At 69.1% G+C, this 17,974-nt stretch carries 16 protein-coding genes; 5 read left to right on the forward strand and 11 right to left on the reverse strand.

Features of this window, described 5'->3' with window-relative positions; all coding sequences use genetic code 11:
* Entirely contained in the window at positions 1-378 is a 378-nt protein-coding gene (locus CFB81_RS17685) for a hypothetical protein (RefSeq protein WP_011356094.1), read from the reverse strand.
* 96 nt (positions 379-474) lie between these two features.
* Complete coding sequence (locus tag CFB81_RS17690) at positions 475-1,668, reverse strand: acyl-CoA dehydrogenase family protein (RefSeq protein ID WP_089436020.1); 1,194 nt, start codon at positions 1,666-1,668, stop codon at positions 475-477.
* 147 nt (positions 1,669-1,815) lie between these two features.
* Between CFB81_RS17690 and CFB81_RS17695 the strand changes: the two genes are divergently transcribed.
* A complete protein-coding gene (locus tag CFB81_RS17695) occupies positions 1,816-3,363 on the forward strand; it encodes a sensor histidine kinase (protein WP_089436021.1) in 1,548 nt (515 codons plus the stop codon).
* A 50-nt stretch (positions 3,364-3,413) separates the two neighbouring features.
* Here CFB81_RS17695 and CFB81_RS17700 read toward each other — a convergent pair whose 3' ends face one another.
* From CFB81_RS17700 to CFB81_RS17710, 3 genes are all read right to left on the reverse strand, one after another.
* Complete coding sequence (locus CFB81_RS17700) at positions 3,414-3,800, reverse strand: tautomerase family protein (RefSeq protein WP_089436022.1); 387 nt, start codon at positions 3,798-3,800, stop codon at positions 3,414-3,416.
* 122 nt (positions 3,801-3,922) lie between these two features.
* Complete coding sequence (locus CFB81_RS17705) at positions 3,923-4,426, reverse strand: aromatic-ring-hydroxylating dioxygenase subunit beta (RefSeq protein WP_069618877.1); 504 nt, start codon at positions 4,424-4,426, stop codon at positions 3,923-3,925.
* Positions 4,423-5,706, reverse strand: a complete 1,284-nt coding sequence (locus CFB81_RS17710; protein WP_089436023.1) for a Rieske 2Fe-2S domain-containing protein — start codon at positions 5,704-5,706, stop codon at positions 4,423-4,425. Before CFB81_RS17710 ends, CFB81_RS17705 begins: the two co-directional genes overlap by 4 nt.
* Before the next feature lie 140 nt (positions 5,707-5,846).
* Between CFB81_RS17710 and CFB81_RS17715 the strand changes: the two genes are divergently transcribed.
* Positions 5,847-6,764 (forward strand): LysR family transcriptional regulator, encoded by a 918-nt coding sequence (locus CFB81_RS17715; protein WP_089437048.1) that lies wholly within the window; start codon positions 5,847-5,849, stop codon positions 6,762-6,764.
* A gap of 127 nt (positions 6,765-6,891) precedes the next feature.
* Here CFB81_RS17715 and CFB81_RS17720 read toward each other — a convergent pair whose 3' ends face one another.
* Together CFB81_RS17720 and CFB81_RS17725 are read right to left on the reverse strand one after the other, a co-directional pair.
* A complete protein-coding gene (locus CFB81_RS17720) occupies positions 6,892-7,872 on the reverse strand; it encodes a PDR/VanB family oxidoreductase (RefSeq protein ID WP_089436024.1) in 981 nt (326 codons plus the stop codon).
* 216 nt (positions 7,873-8,088) lie between these two features.
* A complete protein-coding gene (locus CFB81_RS17725; protein WP_089436025.1) occupies positions 8,089-9,492 on the reverse strand; it encodes an MFS transporter in 1,404 nt (467 codons plus the stop codon).
* Between the two features lie 411 nt (positions 9,493-9,903).
* Here CFB81_RS17725 and CFB81_RS17730 point away from each other — a divergent pair, with 411 nt between their 5' ends.
* On the forward strand, positions 9,904-11,022 hold the full coding sequence (locus CFB81_RS17730) for a porin (protein WP_089436026.1): 1,119 nt from the start codon (positions 9,904-9,906) through the stop codon (positions 11,020-11,022).
* A 26-nt stretch (positions 11,023-11,048) separates the two neighbouring features.
* Here the strand turns inward: CFB81_RS17730 and CFB81_RS17735 are convergent, their stop codons facing one another.
* Positions 11,049-12,086 carry a LysR family transcriptional regulator gene (locus tag CFB81_RS17735; protein WP_089436027.1) on the reverse strand — a complete coding sequence of 346 codons (1,038 nt, stop codon included), beginning with the start codon at positions 12,084-12,086 and terminating at the stop codon, positions 11,049-11,051.
* Complete coding sequence (locus CFB81_RS17740; protein WP_089436028.1) at positions 12,083-13,057, reverse strand: AraC family transcriptional regulator; 975 nt, start codon at positions 13,055-13,057, stop codon at positions 12,083-12,085. Before CFB81_RS17740 ends, CFB81_RS17735 begins: the two co-directional genes overlap by 4 nt.
* A 149-nt stretch (positions 13,058-13,206) precedes the next feature.
* Here CFB81_RS17740 and CFB81_RS17745 point away from each other — a divergent pair, with 149 nt between their 5' ends.
* Positions 13,207-14,313: an NAD/NADP-dependent octopine/nopaline dehydrogenase family protein gene (locus CFB81_RS17745; RefSeq protein WP_089437049.1), complete on the forward strand. Its 1,107-nt coding sequence runs from the start codon at positions 13,207-13,209 to the stop codon at positions 14,311-14,313.
* The gene (locus CFB81_RS17750) at positions 14,310-15,320 is read left to right on the forward strand and encodes a 3-hydroxybutyryl-CoA dehydrogenase (protein WP_089436029.1); all 1,011 of its coding nucleotides are present in this window, start codon (positions 14,310-14,312) and stop codon (positions 15,318-15,320) included. Before CFB81_RS17745 ends, CFB81_RS17750 begins: the two co-directional genes overlap by 4 nt.
* Positions 15,321-15,331: 11 nt before the next feature.
* Here the strand turns inward: CFB81_RS17750 and CFB81_RS17755 are convergent, their stop codons facing one another.
* Both CFB81_RS17755 and CFB81_RS17760 read right to left on the reverse strand, forming a co-directional pair.
* A complete protein-coding gene (locus CFB81_RS17755; protein ID WP_089436030.1) occupies positions 15,332-16,669 on the reverse strand; it encodes an MFS transporter in 1,338 nt (445 codons plus the stop codon).
* Between the two features lie 169 nt (positions 16,670-16,838).
* Complete coding sequence (locus CFB81_RS17760; protein WP_069618867.1) at positions 16,839-17,885, reverse strand: ABC transporter substrate-binding protein; 1,047 nt, start codon at positions 17,883-17,885, stop codon at positions 16,839-16,841.
* Positions 17,886-17,974: the final 89 nt, after the last annotated feature.

Below are 17,974 nucleotides of genomic sequence, written 5' to 3' on the forward strand. Positions count from 1 at the left end.
TCACGCCGCGGGCTTCGCGGCCGGCGGCACGGTCAGCGCGCGGCCGACACGTGCCTCGATCTTGCCGTAGCGCCACAGGTTGTATTCGCCGACGGGCGTCGTGCGGTACAGGTTGCACACGGCGACCGTCGTGTCGAAATCGGCGACGTCGGCCATGATGTAGAAGGTCCACGGCGCGCCGTCGGCCTGGCCGACCACGAGACGGTCGTCGTCCATCACGCCGAGCACGCGCACGCCGGGCATCGCTTCGACGGCCGCGAGCATCGCGCCGTACGCCTGCCACACTTCGCCGATCTTCTCGCGCGGCAGGTCGAAGAAATTCTGCGACACGCCGCAGCAGAACAGCACGCGCAGCGGCAGCGGATTCGAATCGGACATATCGGGTTCTCCAGAGGAATCGGTCGGGCGCATGAGCCGGCCGGCGACGGCGCGGCGGGTGCATGCGCGTTCAGCGAAAGTGTCGGGCGATGCCGGTTACAGATAGCCGGGAAACGGCGTGACGCCGGTGAAGACCGCGCCCGCGCCGTCGAAGTTGCCTTCGGCGAGGAACGCGTGCTGCGTGACGACCATCGCATCGCGCAGCAGCCGCTGCAGCGGATGCGACCGGTAGATCGCCGCCGTGCCGCCGAGGCGGTACGCGCGTTCGACGACGCTCGCGCCTTCGCGGGCGATCTGCGTGGCCGCGAGCCGCAGCAGGCTCACCTGGTCGGGCGTCACCGGGTTGCCGGCGAGGATCGATTGCCACACGGTGTCGGTCGCATCGTAGAAGAACGCGCGCGCCGAACGCAGTTGCGCTTCGGCCTTCGCGAGCTCGATGCGGAAATACGCGCGATCGGCGAGACGCGGTGCGCCGGTCGTCGTCTGGCGGCCGCCCGACATCCGGTTCACGACGTCGAGCGCCGCACGCGCGAGGCCGAGGTTGACGACGGCCAGCACCTGCGCCGCATACGCGACGGTCGGGTAACGGTACAGCGGCTCGTCGACGGTCGGTTCGCCGCCGCGCACGAAGGTCCACGCCTCGGGCACGAAGCGGTCGTTCACGCGCAGGTCGTGGCTGCCGGTGCCCTGCATGCCGACCACGCTCCAGTTCTCGACGATCTCGACGTCAGCGGCGCGGAACACGGCCGTGCGCGGCTTGTTCGGCGCGGCGTCCTGCGCGCCCGGCACGGCGATGCCGACGCCGAGCCAGTCGGCGCCCTTGCAGCCGCTCGCGAATTTCCATGTGCCGTTCACGCGCCAGCCGCCGGGTGCGGCCTGCGCGGGCTGCACCGGGAACAGGCCGCCCGCGAACACCTGGTCGGGGCCGCTCGCGTACAGCTCGGCCTGCGTGTCGAGCGGCAGCGCGGCGAGGTAGACGTTCGCGGAGCCGAAGCTCGCGACCCACGCGGCCGAGCCGTCGGCGGTCGCGATCCGTTCGATCATGTCGAGGAACGCGGTCGGCGCGAGCGCATCGCCGCCGAAGCGGCGCGGCGTGCCCGCGCGATAGATGCCGGCCTGCTTGAACAGCGCGATCACGTCGCGCGGCACGTGCGACAGCCGGTCGAATTCGTCGCGGCGCGCGGCGACGGTTTCGATCACCGCGTCGAGCGGCGACAACGGCGCGGCCGCGGGACTGGCCGCGCGCGGCGAGGTCGGCGCGGATTCGATGGCGAGGGCGGCTTGCGGCATGAAAGTCTCCTGGGGATGGGGCGATTCCGGTGTCGGTTGCGGGGGCAAGACTGTGCAGCCAGTCTAGAAACGCCGAAAACACGCAGCAATTGGTGCGTTGGGCCGCGCGACTGGTGACGCTCCGTGCCGGCCTAAAGAAATCTTCAGATGCGATCGGCGCGCGCCGGTGCTATGTTGGGTTTCCGGTCGCGCGATGCCGCGCGCCTTCCCCCGAATCCGATCATGAGTTTTCCCGACGAAGACGATTTCCACCGGCTGCTCGACGCGCTGACCACCTGCGTGCTGCTGCACGACGCGCGCACCCGGGCGATCGTATGGGCGAATCGCGCCGCGTGCATCGCGCTCGGCTTTTCCGTCGAGGAATTGCTGCCGCTGAAGGCGCCGGACATGACGCGCCCCGAGCCGAAGTACCGGCGCGAGATCGCGGTGAGCGCATGGGATCGCGCGCTCGTCGACGGCCCGCAGGTGTACGAATGGTGCTATCGCTCGCGTACGGGCGTCGACATGCTGTCCGAGGCCACCGCGACCTACGTGCCGCTGCGCGGGCGCGACGTCGTGATGGTGCAGTTCCGCGACATCAGCGCGGAAGAGGCGGTCCGCCAGCAGTTGCGCCGCTACGAGGCGCGGCTGCGCGAGTTCATGCAGGATCTCGACGAAGGCATCGCGGTCGTGACGCCGCACGGCGGCGTGCAGTTCATCAGCGAGTCGGGCCGCCGCGTGCTCGGGCTCGCGCCCGACGAGCCGCTCGGCGAGGTGCTCGATTATTGCTCCGCGGCCGATCGAGACCGGCTCGTCGCGCAGTTGCGCGACGCGCCGTCCGCGTGCCCGTCCGCGCCGCAGCGCTACCGGATCGTGCGGCGCGACGGCTCCGCCTGCTGGCTGCGCATCCTGTGCCGGCAGGTCGAGATCGAAGGCGATCTCGACGGGCTGCTCGTGCAGTTTCGCGACGTGAGCGACGAAGTCGCGATCGAGGACGCGCGGCGCGCCGAGGCGCGGATGCTCGAATACGCGGGCCGCTACAACGCGATGGGCGAGATGGCGACCGTGATCGCGCACGAACTGAGCCAGCCGCTCGCGGCCGTGCGCAATTTCATCGAAGGCGCGGTGCGGCGGCTGAACGGCAACGGCGCCGTCGACGACGCGATCTGGGGGCTGCGCAGCGCGGACCGGCAGGCCGAGCATGCGGCGCTGATCATCAAGAGCGTGCGCGAGTTCATCGTGAAGCGCGAGCCGGTCGTCGCGCGGGCCGACCTGCGCGACATCCTCGCGGACGTCGCGTACTTCATCGAGCTGCGCGCGAAGGAGGCCGGCGTGACGGTGGCGATCGTGCAGGCCGACGCGCCGCTGCCGATCCGCTGCGAGCGCGTGCTGATCGGGCAGGTGATCCTGAATCTCGCGTTCAATGCGATCGAGGCGTTCGCCGGTTGCGAGCGCGTGCCGCGCACGCTGACGCTCGGCACCGCGAACGTGGCCGGCCATGCGGAGTTGCATGCGATCGACAATGGGCCGGGCATCGAGGCCGGCGCGCACGACCGGCTGTTCGACGGTTTCTCGTCGTCGAAGGCGGGCGGCAACGGAATCGGGTTGTCGCTGTGCAAGAGCATCGTCACGCGCCACGGCGGGCGGATCGCCGCGAGCCCGGCCGCGGGCGGCGGGCTCGACTGCCGCGTGACGCTGCCGCTCGCCGACGGGTGAGCGCAACCGCTCGGGCGCAGTGCGGCGGGGCGGCGACGCGCGACGCATGGTCAGCGCCCCAGCGCCCGAGCGGTCTGGCCGCCGATGCCGAAGTCGGTGGTCGGAATGTCCTTGATGATCACGCGCGTCGCCTGCAGCGGCGCGTCGAGCACGTTCGCGCCCGCATCGGACAGCGCGGCGATCAGCGCGCGCTTCTGTGCGTCGGTGCGGCCGGCGATCAGGATCGCGACGATCACCGGCAGCGACGGCGGCGCGCCGTCCGCGGCGCTGCGGCCGCCGAGGCCGATATGCGTCGCGGGCAGCTCGGTGAGCAGCACGCGCACGGATTCGATCGGTGCGCCGATCGCGTCGACGGTCGCGTTGCTGAGCCTTGCGATCAGTTGGGCCTTGCGTGCGTCGTCGTGGCCGGCCGGCAGGAAAACTTCGAGTGTGGGCATGAGGGTCCGGAAAGGTGAAGGTGACCGGTTCACCTTTGCGCGGGAGACGGCGAACCGGCAGCCGCTCACAGGTGAAGGTGCCTGGTTCACCGTTGCGTTGGCGACGGTGAACCGGCCGCGGCTTACAGCAGGAAGCCGATCGCGCTGAGCGCTTCGGTCGAGTCGATCAGGCGCACGACCTTTTCGGCGATCCGCATCTCGCCTTCGGCATCGACGTGCAGCTTGTGCGTGACGTCGGCCGCGAACAGCGTCGCGACGCCGCGCTTGTACGCGACCACGACCTGCGCCGATTTCAGCTCGACGGTATCGGCGCTGCCGCTTTCCCGCGTGAAGCGCGACACGGTGCGCACCGTGCGCGCCGCGTCGGTGGCCGACGCCGAATAGCCGGACACCATCCGCTGCACGCGCTTCTCGCGCATGTCCCGGTCGTCGAACACGTAGTTCAGCGTCGCCGCGAAATCGGTCGCGTCGGGATCGATCGGCACCACGTAGTGGCCGGCCGGGTCCCACAGGTCGAGCCACGCACGGTAGTCGCGGCGGTCGAGCATCTCGGCTTCGCGCCACACGAATTCGACCGCGCGGGCGAAGGTTTGCTCGGAAAAGAGGGCGTTGCGGTCGTCCATCATTGCTGCTCCATCATGTTGCGCCATTGCCGGTAGGCTTCGCGCATGCCGGTCTCGTCGGTCGCATGCGCGGTCTTTTCGCCGTTCGCGGCGGTCGTCTCGCGGTTCAGCCCGCGATTCACGAGGATCGGCACGTCGGGCCCCGCCTGCGCGCCGCGCTGCACGCGCTCCCACGCTTCCGCATCGTCGGGGCTGCCGAAGCCGAACGGGCCCTGGAAGTGCTCGTGGATGCGCAGCCGCTCGCGGTTCGCTTCGTCGGGGCCGCCATCCATTGCGAGCGCGACGTGGCGGATCTCGGTTTCGTTCGCGGAAATCGGCCGCAGCACGCGGAAGAACGCCATCGACAGCGCGAGGTTCGGGAACAGGTTCAGGTTGAAGCCGACGCCCATCAGCGAGCGCACGATACGGCGCACCTGCTCGGGCGTGTGACGTTCGGCGAGTTTCGCCGCGAGCGGCGCGAAGCGTTCGGCCAGCGGTGCGCCGTCGTCGTCGTCGAGATCGATCAGTTCGGGCATCAGCACCGCGAGGCTGTGGCCGTTGCCGAGCGCGCGGCAGAACGCGTCCTCGCTCGTCATGAAGCTCGTGATCGCGGCGGCCGTCTCGTCGTCGATCGACTTCATCCACGACTTGTGCACGACCGGGAAGTGATAGAGGTCGGTGGTGTTCTCGAGCTGGATCTTCCAGTTGCCCTTGAACTTGAACTTGTGCTCGCCGTTCGCCTTGATCGGGTAGCCGGCGCCCTGTTTCATGAACAGGTCGATCCACGGCTTCGCGCCGCCGAGAAAATCCTCGAGCGGCTCGATCGCGTCGTTGAAGCTCGCGAACACGAGCCCCTGGTACACACCGACGCGCAGCTTCACGAGCGGCAGGTCGCCCTTGTCGCACACGCCTTCGTAGCCGTCGCCGTACGGCAGCGCGCGCAGCGTGCCGTCGAGCGCGTACGACCAGCTGTGATACGGGCACGTGAAGCCCTTCGCGTTGCCCTTGTGCGATTCGCACACGGTCGCGCCGCGATGGCGGCAGCGGTTTTGCAGCACGTTGATCTCGCCGGTCTTGTCGCGCACGACGATCACCGGCTGGCGGCCGATCGTCGTCGTGATGAAGTCGCCCGGGTTCGGCAGTTCGCTTTCGTGCGCGACCCAGATCCAGGTGCGGTAGAAGATGCGGTCGAGCTCGGCTTCGAACAGCGCGGGATCGTGATACATCGCGGGCGCGATGCGGTCGGGCTGCGCGAGACCCTGCAAGGCGCGGGTGTCGATCGTCTGGTAGGCAATGTCGCTCATCGTCGTCGTGGGGAAAGAGTCGCGAAAATCGGGCCGCGCCGTGCGCAGCGTCCGGAGACGAGTCTCGTCTTCTGTCGCATATCGGTCAAATTGATCTAAAATCGATAATCAAATAAATGCGGCAAATGATGGAGGTCACGATGACATCGGTCGATCATCTCGATCTGAACCTGTTGCGCGTATTCCAGGCGATCGTCGACGAACGCAGCCTGACGAAGGCCGGCGAGCGGCTCGCGCTGTCGCAGCCGGCCGTCAGCTATTCGCTCGGCCGGCTGCGCACGCTGTTCGACGATCCGCTGTTCGTGCGCACGCGTTCGGGCATGCAGCCGACGCCGGTCGCGCTCGAACTCGCGGGCATCGTCGGCAAGGCGCTCGACATGGTGCGCGTCGCGCTGCGCTATGCGGAGCGCTTCGATCCGGCCACCAGCACGCGCACGTTCCGGCTGTCCCTGTCGGATGCCGGCGAGATGGCGTACCTGCCGGCGATCTGCCAGGCGCTGCGCGAGCGCGCGCCGCGCGTGACGTTGAGCGTGCAGCCGCTGCCGGTGGAGGAGATCGAGGAGGCGCTGCGCGCAAGCCGGCTCGATTTCGCGATCGGCAACCTGCCGGAGCTGATGCCGCGTACGCGCCACCAGGTGCTGTTCGAGGAACCCTACGTGTGCATGACGGGGCGCCGGCGCGGGCTGCCGGCGGCGGCCGCGTTGAGCCTCGAGCAGTTCGTGCGCGCCGCGCACGTCAACGTGAAATCGGTCGAGCACAGCCACCACGCACTCGACGACGCGTTGCGCGCGCAGGGCGTGGGCCGCAACATCGCGCTCGAGGTGCCGCACTTCGTCGCGCTGCCGAGCGTGCTGTCGGTCACCGATCTGTATGCGACGCTGCCGAGGCGGCTCGCGCAGATCCTGAACCGCGACAACGCATTCCGCCTGTACGACCTGCCGGTCACGCTGCCGCCCGCGCCGGTGACGATGCACTGGCACGAGCATTTCCACGAGGACGAAGGCAACGCGTGGATGCGCGCGCTGCTCGCTGAAATCGTCGAGCGTTTCGACGAATGACGATCGGCGGTGTGCGGCAGGCAGCTCGCGCGTGATGCTACCGTCGTGGCTGAATGTCCATCGCCGGGGCGCCTTCCGTCAGTCAATCAGTGAATCCGTGCGGCAGCACGTCGGCGTGCTCGGCGCATCAGAGATCGAGCACGAGCACCGCCGAGCGCGCGCGCGACACGCAGCAGCAGATCACGGTGTTGCTCGCGCGCTCGGCCTTGCTCAGGCAGTGATCGCGATGATCGGGTTCGCCGTCGATGACGGGCACCATGCAGGTGCCGCATACGCCTTCGCCGCATGACGTATCGACTTCGACGCCGATCTTTGCAAGTGCGTCGACGATCGACGTACCGGGCGCGACGCGCACCGATTGGCCACTGCGTTGCAGGCGCACTTCGAAACCCTCTGCCGGTGCGGCGTCCGCGATGGTGACGGATGTGGACGGCTCCGCCGCGAAGCGTTCGAGATGAATCGCGTTTTCCGGGATTCGCCTGGCCGCGGCTGCGACAACGGCATCCATGAACGGCCCGGGGCCGCACGTATAGACATGCGCTTCCAGGTCGATCGACTCGATGCAGCGGCCGAGTTCGGCCGCGAGTGCATCGGGCTCGACGCCGTAATGGAACGTCACGTGCGATGCGAACGGTTCGGCGGACAGTTCGTCGACGAAGGCGGCATGGTCGCGGCTGCGCGCGAAATAGTGCAGTCGATAACGCGCGCCGCGCTGGCGCAGCGCATACGCCATCGACAGCAGCGGCGTGATGCCGATGCCGGCCGCAACCAGCACGTGCTCGCTCGCGTCATCGGCCAGACGAAACAGGTTGCGCGGCGTGCCGATCGACAATTCGGCGCCGACGCTCACGTCATCGTGCAGCGAACGCGAGCCGCCGCGCGACTGCGCTTCCTTTTTCACCGCGAACAGATAGCTGCCGCGCTCGTCGGGGTTGCCGCACAGCGAGTATTGCCGCGTGATGCCGGACGGCGCGGTGACGTCGATATGGGCGCCCGGTTCGTACGCGTCGAACGGCTGGCCGTCGACGCGCGAGACCCGGAAACAGCGGATGTCCTGCGCCGCGTCGATCAGCGCGTCGATCCGGACCTGGTGGCGGTTCGCTTGCATGGGGAAATTCCGTGGGGTAGAAGAACGCGGCGCGGCAGAGCCCCGCGCCGTCATGCAGTCGAGAATAGGGACGGGCGTTGCATAAATCAAATCGATTAAAAAGTGATGGTGGAATAAGTGAGATGGATGATGGTGGGCGTGCCGATCGTCGCCGGTCAGCGGGGCGGCAATCGCGCGGCCGGTGCGCCGACCACGCAATTGGTGAACCGCGCGACTTCAGCGAGCGGCAATGGCGTTGCCGGCGTCGACGGCCGCATCAGCCGAAGCCGATGCCGATGCATGACCGCGTTCACGCTCGAGGCTGCGGCGATAGTGGCGGCAGCCGACGGCGAGCAGCAGCGCGGCGAGCGTCGCCGCCGCGACGTTGACGATCGACATCGAATGACCGACCGCGGCCGGCGCGCCGAACACGCGATCGGTGAACAGCGCGACGACGGTCGTGCCGATCCCGAGCGCGATCAGGTTCGACACGAGCAGGAACAGCGCGGAGATCTGCGCACGCATCTGGTTCGGCGCGAGCGTCTGCATCGCGGCGGTCGACGTCGGCATCGGGAACGACGCGAAGAACATCGCGACGACCAGCATCGCGAGCGACGCCGGCAGGCTGTCGAGCTGCGTGAACAGCGTCGCGGGAATCGCCATGCAGGCGGCGCCGATCGCGCCGGCACGCATCGGCGCATCGCCGCGGCCGCGCCGCAGCAGCCAGTCGTTGAGCCAGCCGCCGCAGAACACGCCGGCCGTGTTCGCGACCAGCAGCACGATGCCGAGCGTGTAGCCGGCTTCGACGGCCGTCATCCCGAAGCGGCGGATATAGAACGCGGGCGTCCAGCTCAGCAGGCAGTACAGCGTCATCGCGTAGAACGAGAAGCCGAGGTAGTGGCACGCGAAGGTCGCGCGGTGCATGCCGACGAAGCGCAGCGAATCGCGCATCGACACGCGCCGCACGGCGCCCGAGCGATCCTGCGCGAGCCCCTTGCGCTGCGGGTCGCGCACGGTCGCGGCGAACAGCAGCGCGACGAGGATGCCCGGCAGCCCGACGATCAGGAACGTGACCTGCCACGCATGCACCTGCCCGACCACCGGCAGCGTGAACGCGCTCGCATGCTTGAGCAGCGCGATCACGTAGCCGCCGATCAGGAACGCGATGCCGCCGCCGATGAACGAGCCGAGCGAATACACGGCGATCGCGCGCCCGAGCTTCTCCTTCGGGAAGTAGTCGGCGAGCATCGAATACGCGCCGGGCGACAGCGCGGCCTCGCCGACGCCGACGCCCATCCGTGCGACGAACATCTGCACGAAGTGCTGGCTCATCCCGCACGCGGCGGTCGCGACGCTCCACAGCGCGATGCCGAGCGAGATGATGCGCGGGCGCGCATAGCGGTCGGCGAGATACGCGACGGGCAGGCCCATCACCGCATAAAACAGCGAAAACGCGAAGCCGTTCAGCAAGCTGAACTGCGTATCGGACAGGTGCAGGTCGCGTTTGATCGGTTCGATCATCAGCACGAGGACCTGGCGGTCGACGAACGAAAAGATGTACGCGAGCATGCAGATGACGACGACATACCATTCGTACGTATAGCGCTTGCTGTCGGCAGCGCGGGCCGTGGATGCGGACATGCGGGTTCTCCAGGAGCGGGCGGTGGAAAAGCGCGGCATCGGCCTCGCGGGCCGGGCGCCGTCGCGGGCGCGAAAGCGTGCGGATGACACGATCGGTGACGCAGCGTAGTCGGCCAAATTCGGCCGCCATAGCCGGAGTGACAGCCGCGCCACACGGACATCTACCGACCCGGATAAAGAAAACACCGAGGCCGTGCGCGCGGGCCGCCGCGCAGCGCGCGTGCGGCGGGGCCCGTGCGCGTCATGCGGCGCGTCTATAAGCGTTATAGAGCGCATTGCGTCGACGTCCGAAATTGTCGTTCCTAGACTCGGGCCGGTTTTGATCGGCAGCGTTCGTCTCTGAAAGCGAACGCGCTTCACATCAAGCGGCGCGATGCCGACAGGCGCCGCAACTTCTACGGGACGACGCAGATGAACCATTCGAACGGGCGGGCCTTCCGGCTTGCCGTACCGCTCGCCGCGCTGCTCGCGTGCAACGCGCTGCCTGCCGTCGCGCAATCGAGCGTGACGCTCTACGGCCGCATCGACACCGCGATCGAATACGCGAACGCCGGGCCGAACCACGTGACGCGCATGGGCAGCGGCAACCTGTGGGCGTCGCAGTGGGGCTTGAAGGGTGTCGAGGATCTCGGCGGCGGCTACGCGACGATCTTCAAGCTCGAGGACGGCTTCAACGCGGCGAGCGGCGCGCTGTCGAACAGCGGCGCGCTGTTTGGCCGCGAAGCGTGGGTCGGCATCACGGGGCCGTTCGGCGGCGTGCAGTTCGGCGAGCTGTACACGATCCTGCATACGACGCTCGTCACGTACAGCCTGCCAGGCCTCGGCGCGGGGCTCGCATGGGGCAACGCGACCAACAACTTCGTCGGGCCCGCGTTCCTGCGCGTGCGCAACTCGATGCGCTACACGTCGCCGCGCTACGCGGGCTTCCTGCTGCGTGCGATGGCCGCGCGCGGCGCCAACGGCGCGGCCGGGCAGCCGGCGACGCTCGGCGATACGTACGGCGCCGGCATCAACTACGTGCGCGGCGGGTTGTCGGTCGACATCGACACCATGCAGCAGAAGTTCAGCCCGGTCGCCGCATCGACGCTCGGCGCCACGAGCACGGCCGCGAACGGCAACTACACGCTCGGTGCGATTTCGTACGACTTCAACGTCGTGAAGATCGCCGCGCTGTATATGCGCCATCGCGGCGGCCCCGACGTCGCGACCGCGATCGACAGCCAGAGCGCGTATCCGCACAGCGACATCGTCGAACTCAGCGCGACGGTGCCGATCGGCCGCGCGTCGCTGCTGCTGAGCGTCGGCCATTACCGGAAGGTGGCCGATAGCGACGGCAATGCCGATTCGTACGGCATCCGCTTCGACTACCCGCTGTCGAAGCGCACGGTGCTGTACACGGGCGCCGCGATGGTGCGCAACGGCGCGCATGCACGCTTCGTCGTCAACGGCGCGGCGGGCGGCGGTGTCGCGGTGGCGAAGCCGGGCGCGACCGCGAGCTCGCTCGTCGCGGGCATTCTCACGTCGTTCTGAGCGTGTCGGCGGGCCCGCCCGCACCGCTACGCGCAGGCGGGCGGCTGCGGCGCGAGCCACGCGTCGAACGGCGCCTGCTCGCCGATGTTGAACAGCTCGAGCAGCAGCGCCCGCAGCCAGCGATGGCCGGGGTCCGCGTCGAAGCGGCGATGCCAGTACGCGTTGACGGCCCATTCGCCGGCGCCGGCGATCTCGTACAGCACGCACGGCTGGCGCGCCGCGAACGTGATTGCGATCGTCTCCGGCAGGATCAGCGCGTAGTCGCCGTCCTGCAGCAGCGCCGGCACCACCATGAAGTCGGGCAGCGCCGCCCGCACGCGCGGCATCAGTTCGTGCCGTTCGAGCAGCTGCATCGACTGCGGATGCGACGTGACCGCGACGAAGCGCAGCGCATCGGGCGCCGTGTCGTCGAGCACGAAACCGTCGGGCAAACCTGCGCGCTGCGCGGTACGGCGCGGCATCAGCAGCACGCAGCGTTCGTGCAGCAGCGCGGTGCGCTGGAAGTGGCTCGACGCATCGGCGAAATGGCCGAGCGCGAAGTCGATGCGCCCCGATTCGAGCGCGACGTTGAGCTGGCATTCGTCGACGTGCAGCGTCTCGATCACCGCGCCCGGCGCGCGCCGGTCGAGCGCGGCGAGCAGCGTCGGCAGGAACGCGCTCGCCGCGAAATCGCTCATGTGCAGGCGGAACACGCGCTGCGTGCTGTCGGGCGTGAAGCGCGAGCCTTCGTCGAGCACGTCCTGCAGGATCGCGAGCGCCTTGTCGACCGAGATCGCGAGCCGTTGCGCGCGCGGGGTCGGCTCGACGCCGGTGCCGGTGCGCACGAACAGCGCGTCGCGGAACATCAGCCGCAGCCGGCCGAGCGCGTAGCTGACCGACGGCTGCGTGACGCCGAGCCGCAGCGCCGCGCGGCCGACGTGCCGCTCTTCATACACCGCGCGAAACGTCTTCAACAGGTTGAGATCGAGATCCTGCACGCGCAGGCCGTCGGCGGAGTCGCTGTTGTGCGGCGCGGGTTCGGGGCGGGGCGGGGCCGCCGGGCGGCCGGAAGCGGAGAGCGTCATCGTGTCTGCCTCGCGGTGACGGAAGGCGCGTGGCCGTAACGCCGCGCATACGCCTTCGCGAAATGGCCGAAGCCATGGATGCCGTGCGCGATCAGTACGTCGGTCACGCTGCGCGCGTTGCCGCGTTGCAGCGCCGCATGCACGGCGGCGAGCCGGCGTTCGCGCACGTACGCGGCCGGCGTGGTGTGCAGGAACGCGCGGAACGCATGCTGCAGCGTGCGCGGCGCGACGCCCGCGACGGCCGCCAGCGTGGCGAGCGCGAGCGGTTCGCCGAGGTGCGCATCGACATGCGCGCACGCGCGCCGCACATGGGCCGGCAGCGGCGGCGTGCCGCGCAGCAGCGCGTCGCTGTAAGCGTGCGGCAGGTGCGTGAGCAGCAGCGACATCAGCCACGCGGTGAGGTCGGCGCCGAACGCCGGCGACGCGGTGCCGATGCCCGGCTGCGCGCCGAGCCGGCACAGGTATTCGAAGGTCGGCAGCACGAGCGCGCCGCCCGCGCCGGCGCCGCCGGCTGCCACGTCGAACTGCAGCGGTCGTGCGAGCGGCGCGTGAAGCATGTCCTGCAGCTTGCGTTCGAGCGCGCCGCGCTCGAGCCGCAGCACGAGGTTGCGGCAATCGGGGCTCGTACGCAGGCAGCTCGCGAGCGCGGGCGACGACACGGTCAACTCGCCGGGGCCGGCGCGCGCGACGACGCTGCCGGCCTGCAGCTCGCACGCACCGACGAGCGTCAGCCGGAACAGGAAGTGATCGGCGTCGTCGCCGAATTCGATGCGCGTTTCGCGTCCGTAGCTGAGTTCGAGCAGTGCACCGTGATGCAGCGGCACTTCGTACAGCTCCGCGCGAAACGGATCGCGGCCGGACGCGGCCATCCGGTGCGGCCCGAGCCGGTGCGCGACCGCGCGTTCGACTTCGTCGGGGGCGTGCAGTGTGCCGAGCCGGTTCGGCGCATGGCGGGAAAGGGCGATGTCCATTGATAGACCTCGTAACGGATGCAGGGGCGCGTCGGCTTGCGCGGCCTCGCGATTGCGTTGCGCGAACGGGCGCGTCGTTGCGTGTTTTGAAGCGACGCGGCGCAGGCGGCCGCGTAGTCTCGGACGTACTCGATCACCAGGAGAAGACGATGAAGGTATGTGTTCTGGGCGGCGGCCACGGCTGCCATGCGGCGGCCATCGACCTGCTCGAAAAAGGCCACGACGTGACGTGGTGGCGGCGCGATCGCGAGCCGCATGCGCGGCTGCGTGCGCTTGGCGTGCTGAACGTCACCGACTATCGCTGCAAGCGCGCGGTGCCGCTCGGCGATGCGCCGGGCGCGATCCGCCTGACCGACGATCTGGCCGCCGCGCTGCACGGCGCGCGGCTCGTCGTGGTGCCGTTGCCGGCCACATCGCACGACGCGCTCGCCGCGCGGGTCGCGCCGCTGCTGGAGGACGGCCAGGTCGTGTTCCTGCCGCCCGGCACGTTCGGCAGCGTCGTGTTCGCCCGCGCGGCGGCCGACGCCGGCAACCGTTCGCGCGTCGCGTTCGCCGAAACAGGCACGCTGCCGTATCTGGTGCGCAAGCATCGCGACAACGATGTCGTGATCAGCGCGTACGCGACGCGCCTGCCGACCGGCGTGTGGCCGGCGAACGCAGCCGGCTGGGCGTTCGACGTGTTGCGCGCCGGCTATCCGTCGGTCGAGCCGGTCGAGGATGCATTGTCCGGCGCGCTGATGAATGCGGGCCCGGTGATCCATCCGCCGCTGATCCTGATGAACGCCGGGCCGCTCGAACATTTCGACGCGTGGGACATCCACAACGAAGGCACGCAGCCGTCGATCCGCCGCGTGACGAACGCGCTCGACGCCGAACGCATCGCGGTGCGCGAAGCGCTCGGCTACCGTGCGCCGCATTTCCCGCTCGCCGATCACTACGCGACCGACGGCGACGAATGGATGTACGGGCGCGGCGCGCACGGGAAGCTGACCGATAGCGGCGACTGGCGCGAGAAGATCGATCTGCGCACGCATCGCTACATGCTCGAGGACACCCGGATCGGGCTGTCGTTCATCGTGTCGTGCGGGCGCTGGGCCGGCGTGCCGACGCCCGTCGCGCAGGGGCTGCTGAGCGTCGCGAGCGCGGTCGCGGTGCGCGACCTGTATGCGGAAGGCCGCACGCTTGAGCGGCTCGGGCTCGCGGCGCTGTCGAAGGACGCGCTGCGCGCGCTGCTCGACGTGGGGTACGCGGCATGAAGGCGGCCGCCGATGTGACGCGCATCCACGTGCTCGGCGCGGGACGCATGGGGCAGGGCATCGCGCTCGTGTTCGCGTTCGCGGGCCTCGACGTGACGCTGATCGATTTCAAGCCGCGCGATGCGGCCGGCTGGCGCGCGTTCGACGATCGCACGCGCGACGAGATCGCGCGGCCGCTGCATGCACAGGTCGCGCTGGGTCGCATCGATGCCGCGCAGGCCAGCAACGTCGTCGCGCGCATCGTGCTCGTGGCGCGGGACGGCGCGGCCGACGCGGTGCGCGATGCCGATATCGTGTTCGAAGCGCTGCCCGAAGTGCTCGATGCAAAGGCCGACGCGCTGCGGTGGCTCGGCGAACACGTCGATGCGCACGCAACGATCGCGTCGACCACGTCGACGTTCGTCGTCACCGAATTGCAGCGCCACGTTGCGCACCCGGCGCGAATGCTGAACGCACACTGGCTGAATCCCGCGCTGCTGATGCCGCTCGTCGAGGTCAGCCGCGGCGATGCGACCGATCAAGCTGTCGTCGACGCGCTCGCGGCGCTGCTGGAACGCGTCGGCAAGAAGCCGGTGATCTGCGGGCCGGCGCCCGGCTACATCGTGCCACGCATCCAGGCGCTCGCGATGAACGAGGCCGCGCGGATGGTCGAGGAGGGCGTGGCCAGCGCCGAGGACATCGACACCGCGATCCGCACCGGTTTCGGCCCGCGCTTCGCGGTGCTCGGGCTGCTCGAATTCATCGACTGGGGCGGCTGCGACATCCTGTACTACGCGTCGCAGTACCTGGCGGGCGAGATCGGCCCGCGTTTCGCGCCGGCCACGAGCGTCGTGCGCAACATGGAAGCCGGGCGCGACGGCGTGCGCACGGGCGCCGGCTTTCACGACTATGCGGCGGTCGACGTGCCTGCGTACATGCGCCAGCGGCTCGGCGAATTCGCGCGGCTGCTCGACCATCTCGGGCTGGCGCCGGCGTTCGACAGCGCGCGGCGCGACGCCGGGCGCTGAGCGTCGCGTGGTCATGCCTCGTTGCCGCGCGAACCGTCGGGGGGCGTGGTGCGCGTCTCGCGCATCACGCACAGCGTCGCGACCGTGACGAGGCCGAGCGCAATGAGGAACAGCGACACCGGCCACGACGCGTGATAGCGCGCAAGCAGCGCGGTCGCGATCAGCGGCGACATCCCGCCCGCGAAGATCGACGCGACTTCATGGCCCAGCGCGACGCCCGAGTAGCGTACCTCGGTGCTGAACAGCTCGCCGACGAGCGCGGGCAGCGTACCGATCATCGCGCCGTGGCTCACCGCCGTGCCGACCGTCAGCGCGAGCCACACGAGCGGCGTCACGCGCGTGTCGAGCAGCCAGAAGAACGGGAACGCGCATGCGACGAGGCTCAGCGCGCCGATCAGGTATACGGGCTTGCGGCCGATCCGGTCGGACAAACGGCCCCAGGCGAGCATCGCGCCCATCTCGACGATCATCGCGATCATCACGCCGGTCAGCATCGTGCCGTTCGGAATCCCGACGTACTTGCCGTAGACGAGCGAGAACGCGAGGAAGATGTAGGCGCCCCCGTTCTCGGCCACGCGCAGCCCCATCGCCAGCAGGATTTCCTTCGGATGGCGGCGGATGCACTCGACGATCGGCAGATGCGTATGCGCGCCGCGCTTGCCGGCCTGCTCGAAGTCGCGGCTTTCCGGCAGATGGCGGCGGATATAGATGCCGATCGCGAAGATCGCGATGCTTGCGAGGAACGGCAGCCGCCAGCCCCACGAGCGGAACATGTCGTCGGGCAGCGCCTGCGCGGCGAGAAACGCGGCCGACGACAGCACGAAGCCGCCGCCCACGCCGAGCTGGCTCCACGCCGCGTAATAGCCGCGCTGCTCGGGCGGCGCGTTCTCGCTGATCATCAGCACGCCACCGCCCCATTCGCCGCCGGACGCGATGCCCTGCAGCAGGCGCAGCACGACGAGCGCGGCCGGCGCCCACAGGCCGATCTGTGCATAGGTCGGCAGCAGGCCGATCGCGAACGTCGACGCACCCATGATCAGCAGCGTCCACACGAGCGACGCCTTGCGCCCGTAGCGATCGCCGACGTGGCCGAACACGATCCCGCCGAGCGGCCGCGCGACGAAGCCGAGCGCGAACGCCGCGAATGCGGCGAGGCTGCCGGCGAGCGGCGAGGCGCCGGGCGGAAAGAACACGTGGCCGAACACGAGCGCCGCGGCCGTGCCGTAGACGAAAAAGTCATACCATTCCATCGCGTTGCCGGCGACGGAGGCGATGACGATCCGGCGTAGCTGCCGGTCGGCGAGCGGCCGGGCGGCGCTCGGGGATTGCACGGTGTCGGTCGGGTACATGGCGGACTCTGAAGGGGGAGGCGGGCGTGTGCCGTCTTGTGCGGCACTGCGGGCTAGTGTTGTCGGCTCGCCGCTCCCCGGTCAAATCCGCAGAAAAAGGGGAGTGTCATCACTCCCGCAAATGATGGTCGTGGTGCGCGGGCTCCGTGCCGGCGCGCGCCTGCGCCCCTTACCGCTCGATCTGCCGGTTCCAGCGCGTATCCCACTGCGCGCGACGCGCGTTGATCGCGGTCCAGTCGACCACCGTCACCTTGCGTACCAGATCATCGACGTTACCGAGGCTCTGCTGCATCGCGGCCGGCATCTTCGCGAGGCGGTTGGTCGGAATCTGCTTGCCGGCCTCGGCCGCCTTCGTCTGCGCGGGCGCGGACAGCAGGAATTGCGCGAGCTTCTGCGCGAGTTGCGGATCGGGATTGTTCGCGACCACGCACAGGTCGACGAGCAGCAGCACCGGGCCTTCCTTCGGGTTCGCGTACGCGACGGGGATGCCCTTGTCCTGCAGGTCGCCGACGCCGGTCGGCGTCAGCGGGAACAGGCCGGCCTCGCCGGTCTGCACCATCTCGGAGATCTTCGCCGAGTTCGGGATGTACTCGACGACGTTCGGCCCGACCGTGCTCGCCCACTTGCCGAAGCCGGGCTCGACGTTCTGCTCGTTGCCGCCGAGCAGCCGGTTGATCGCGAGGAAGCCGTGCAGCCCGAACGTGCTGCTCGACGCCGACTGGAACACGACCTTGCCCTTGTATTTCGGATCGGCGAAATCCATCCACGACGTCGGCGGTGCCCAGCCTTTCTCGGCGAACAGCTTCCTGTTGTACGCGATGCCGGTCATCCCGAGCTGCACGCCCGCGCCGACGTCGTCCTTCATCCGCGCGAACGGGTACAGCTCCTTCAGCACCGGCGAATCGTCGAGTTTCTGGCACACGCCGAGGCTCACCGCGCGCGCCATCACGCCGTCGTCGAGGAACGCGACGTGGATCTGCGGCTTGTTGCGGTTCGCGAGCAGCTTCGCGAGCACGTCCGACGACGTGCCGGGCACGATCACCACTTTCACGTTGTTCGCCTTCTCGAAGTCAGGCAGCACCTGGCTCGTATAGGCCTTTTCCATCGGCCCGCCGTTCATGCCGACGTAGATCGTCTTCGTTTGCGCGATCGCGGGCGCGGCGGCGCCTGCCACGCAGAGTGCGGCGGCCGCCGCGATCGTTCCGAGCAGTTTCATCAAAATTTACTCCTGGAAACCCCGGCCTTTCTCCCAAGGGGACTTCCTTTGGGGGTGTGGCGAGGAGTGAAAGGATTGCTGTTGACAGG

Origin of the sequence: Burkholderia sp. AU28863 (genome assembly GCF_002223195.1) — a bacterium.
Classification (GTDB): domain Bacteria; phylum Pseudomonadota; class Gammaproteobacteria; order Burkholderiales; family Burkholderiaceae; genus Burkholderia; species Burkholderia sola.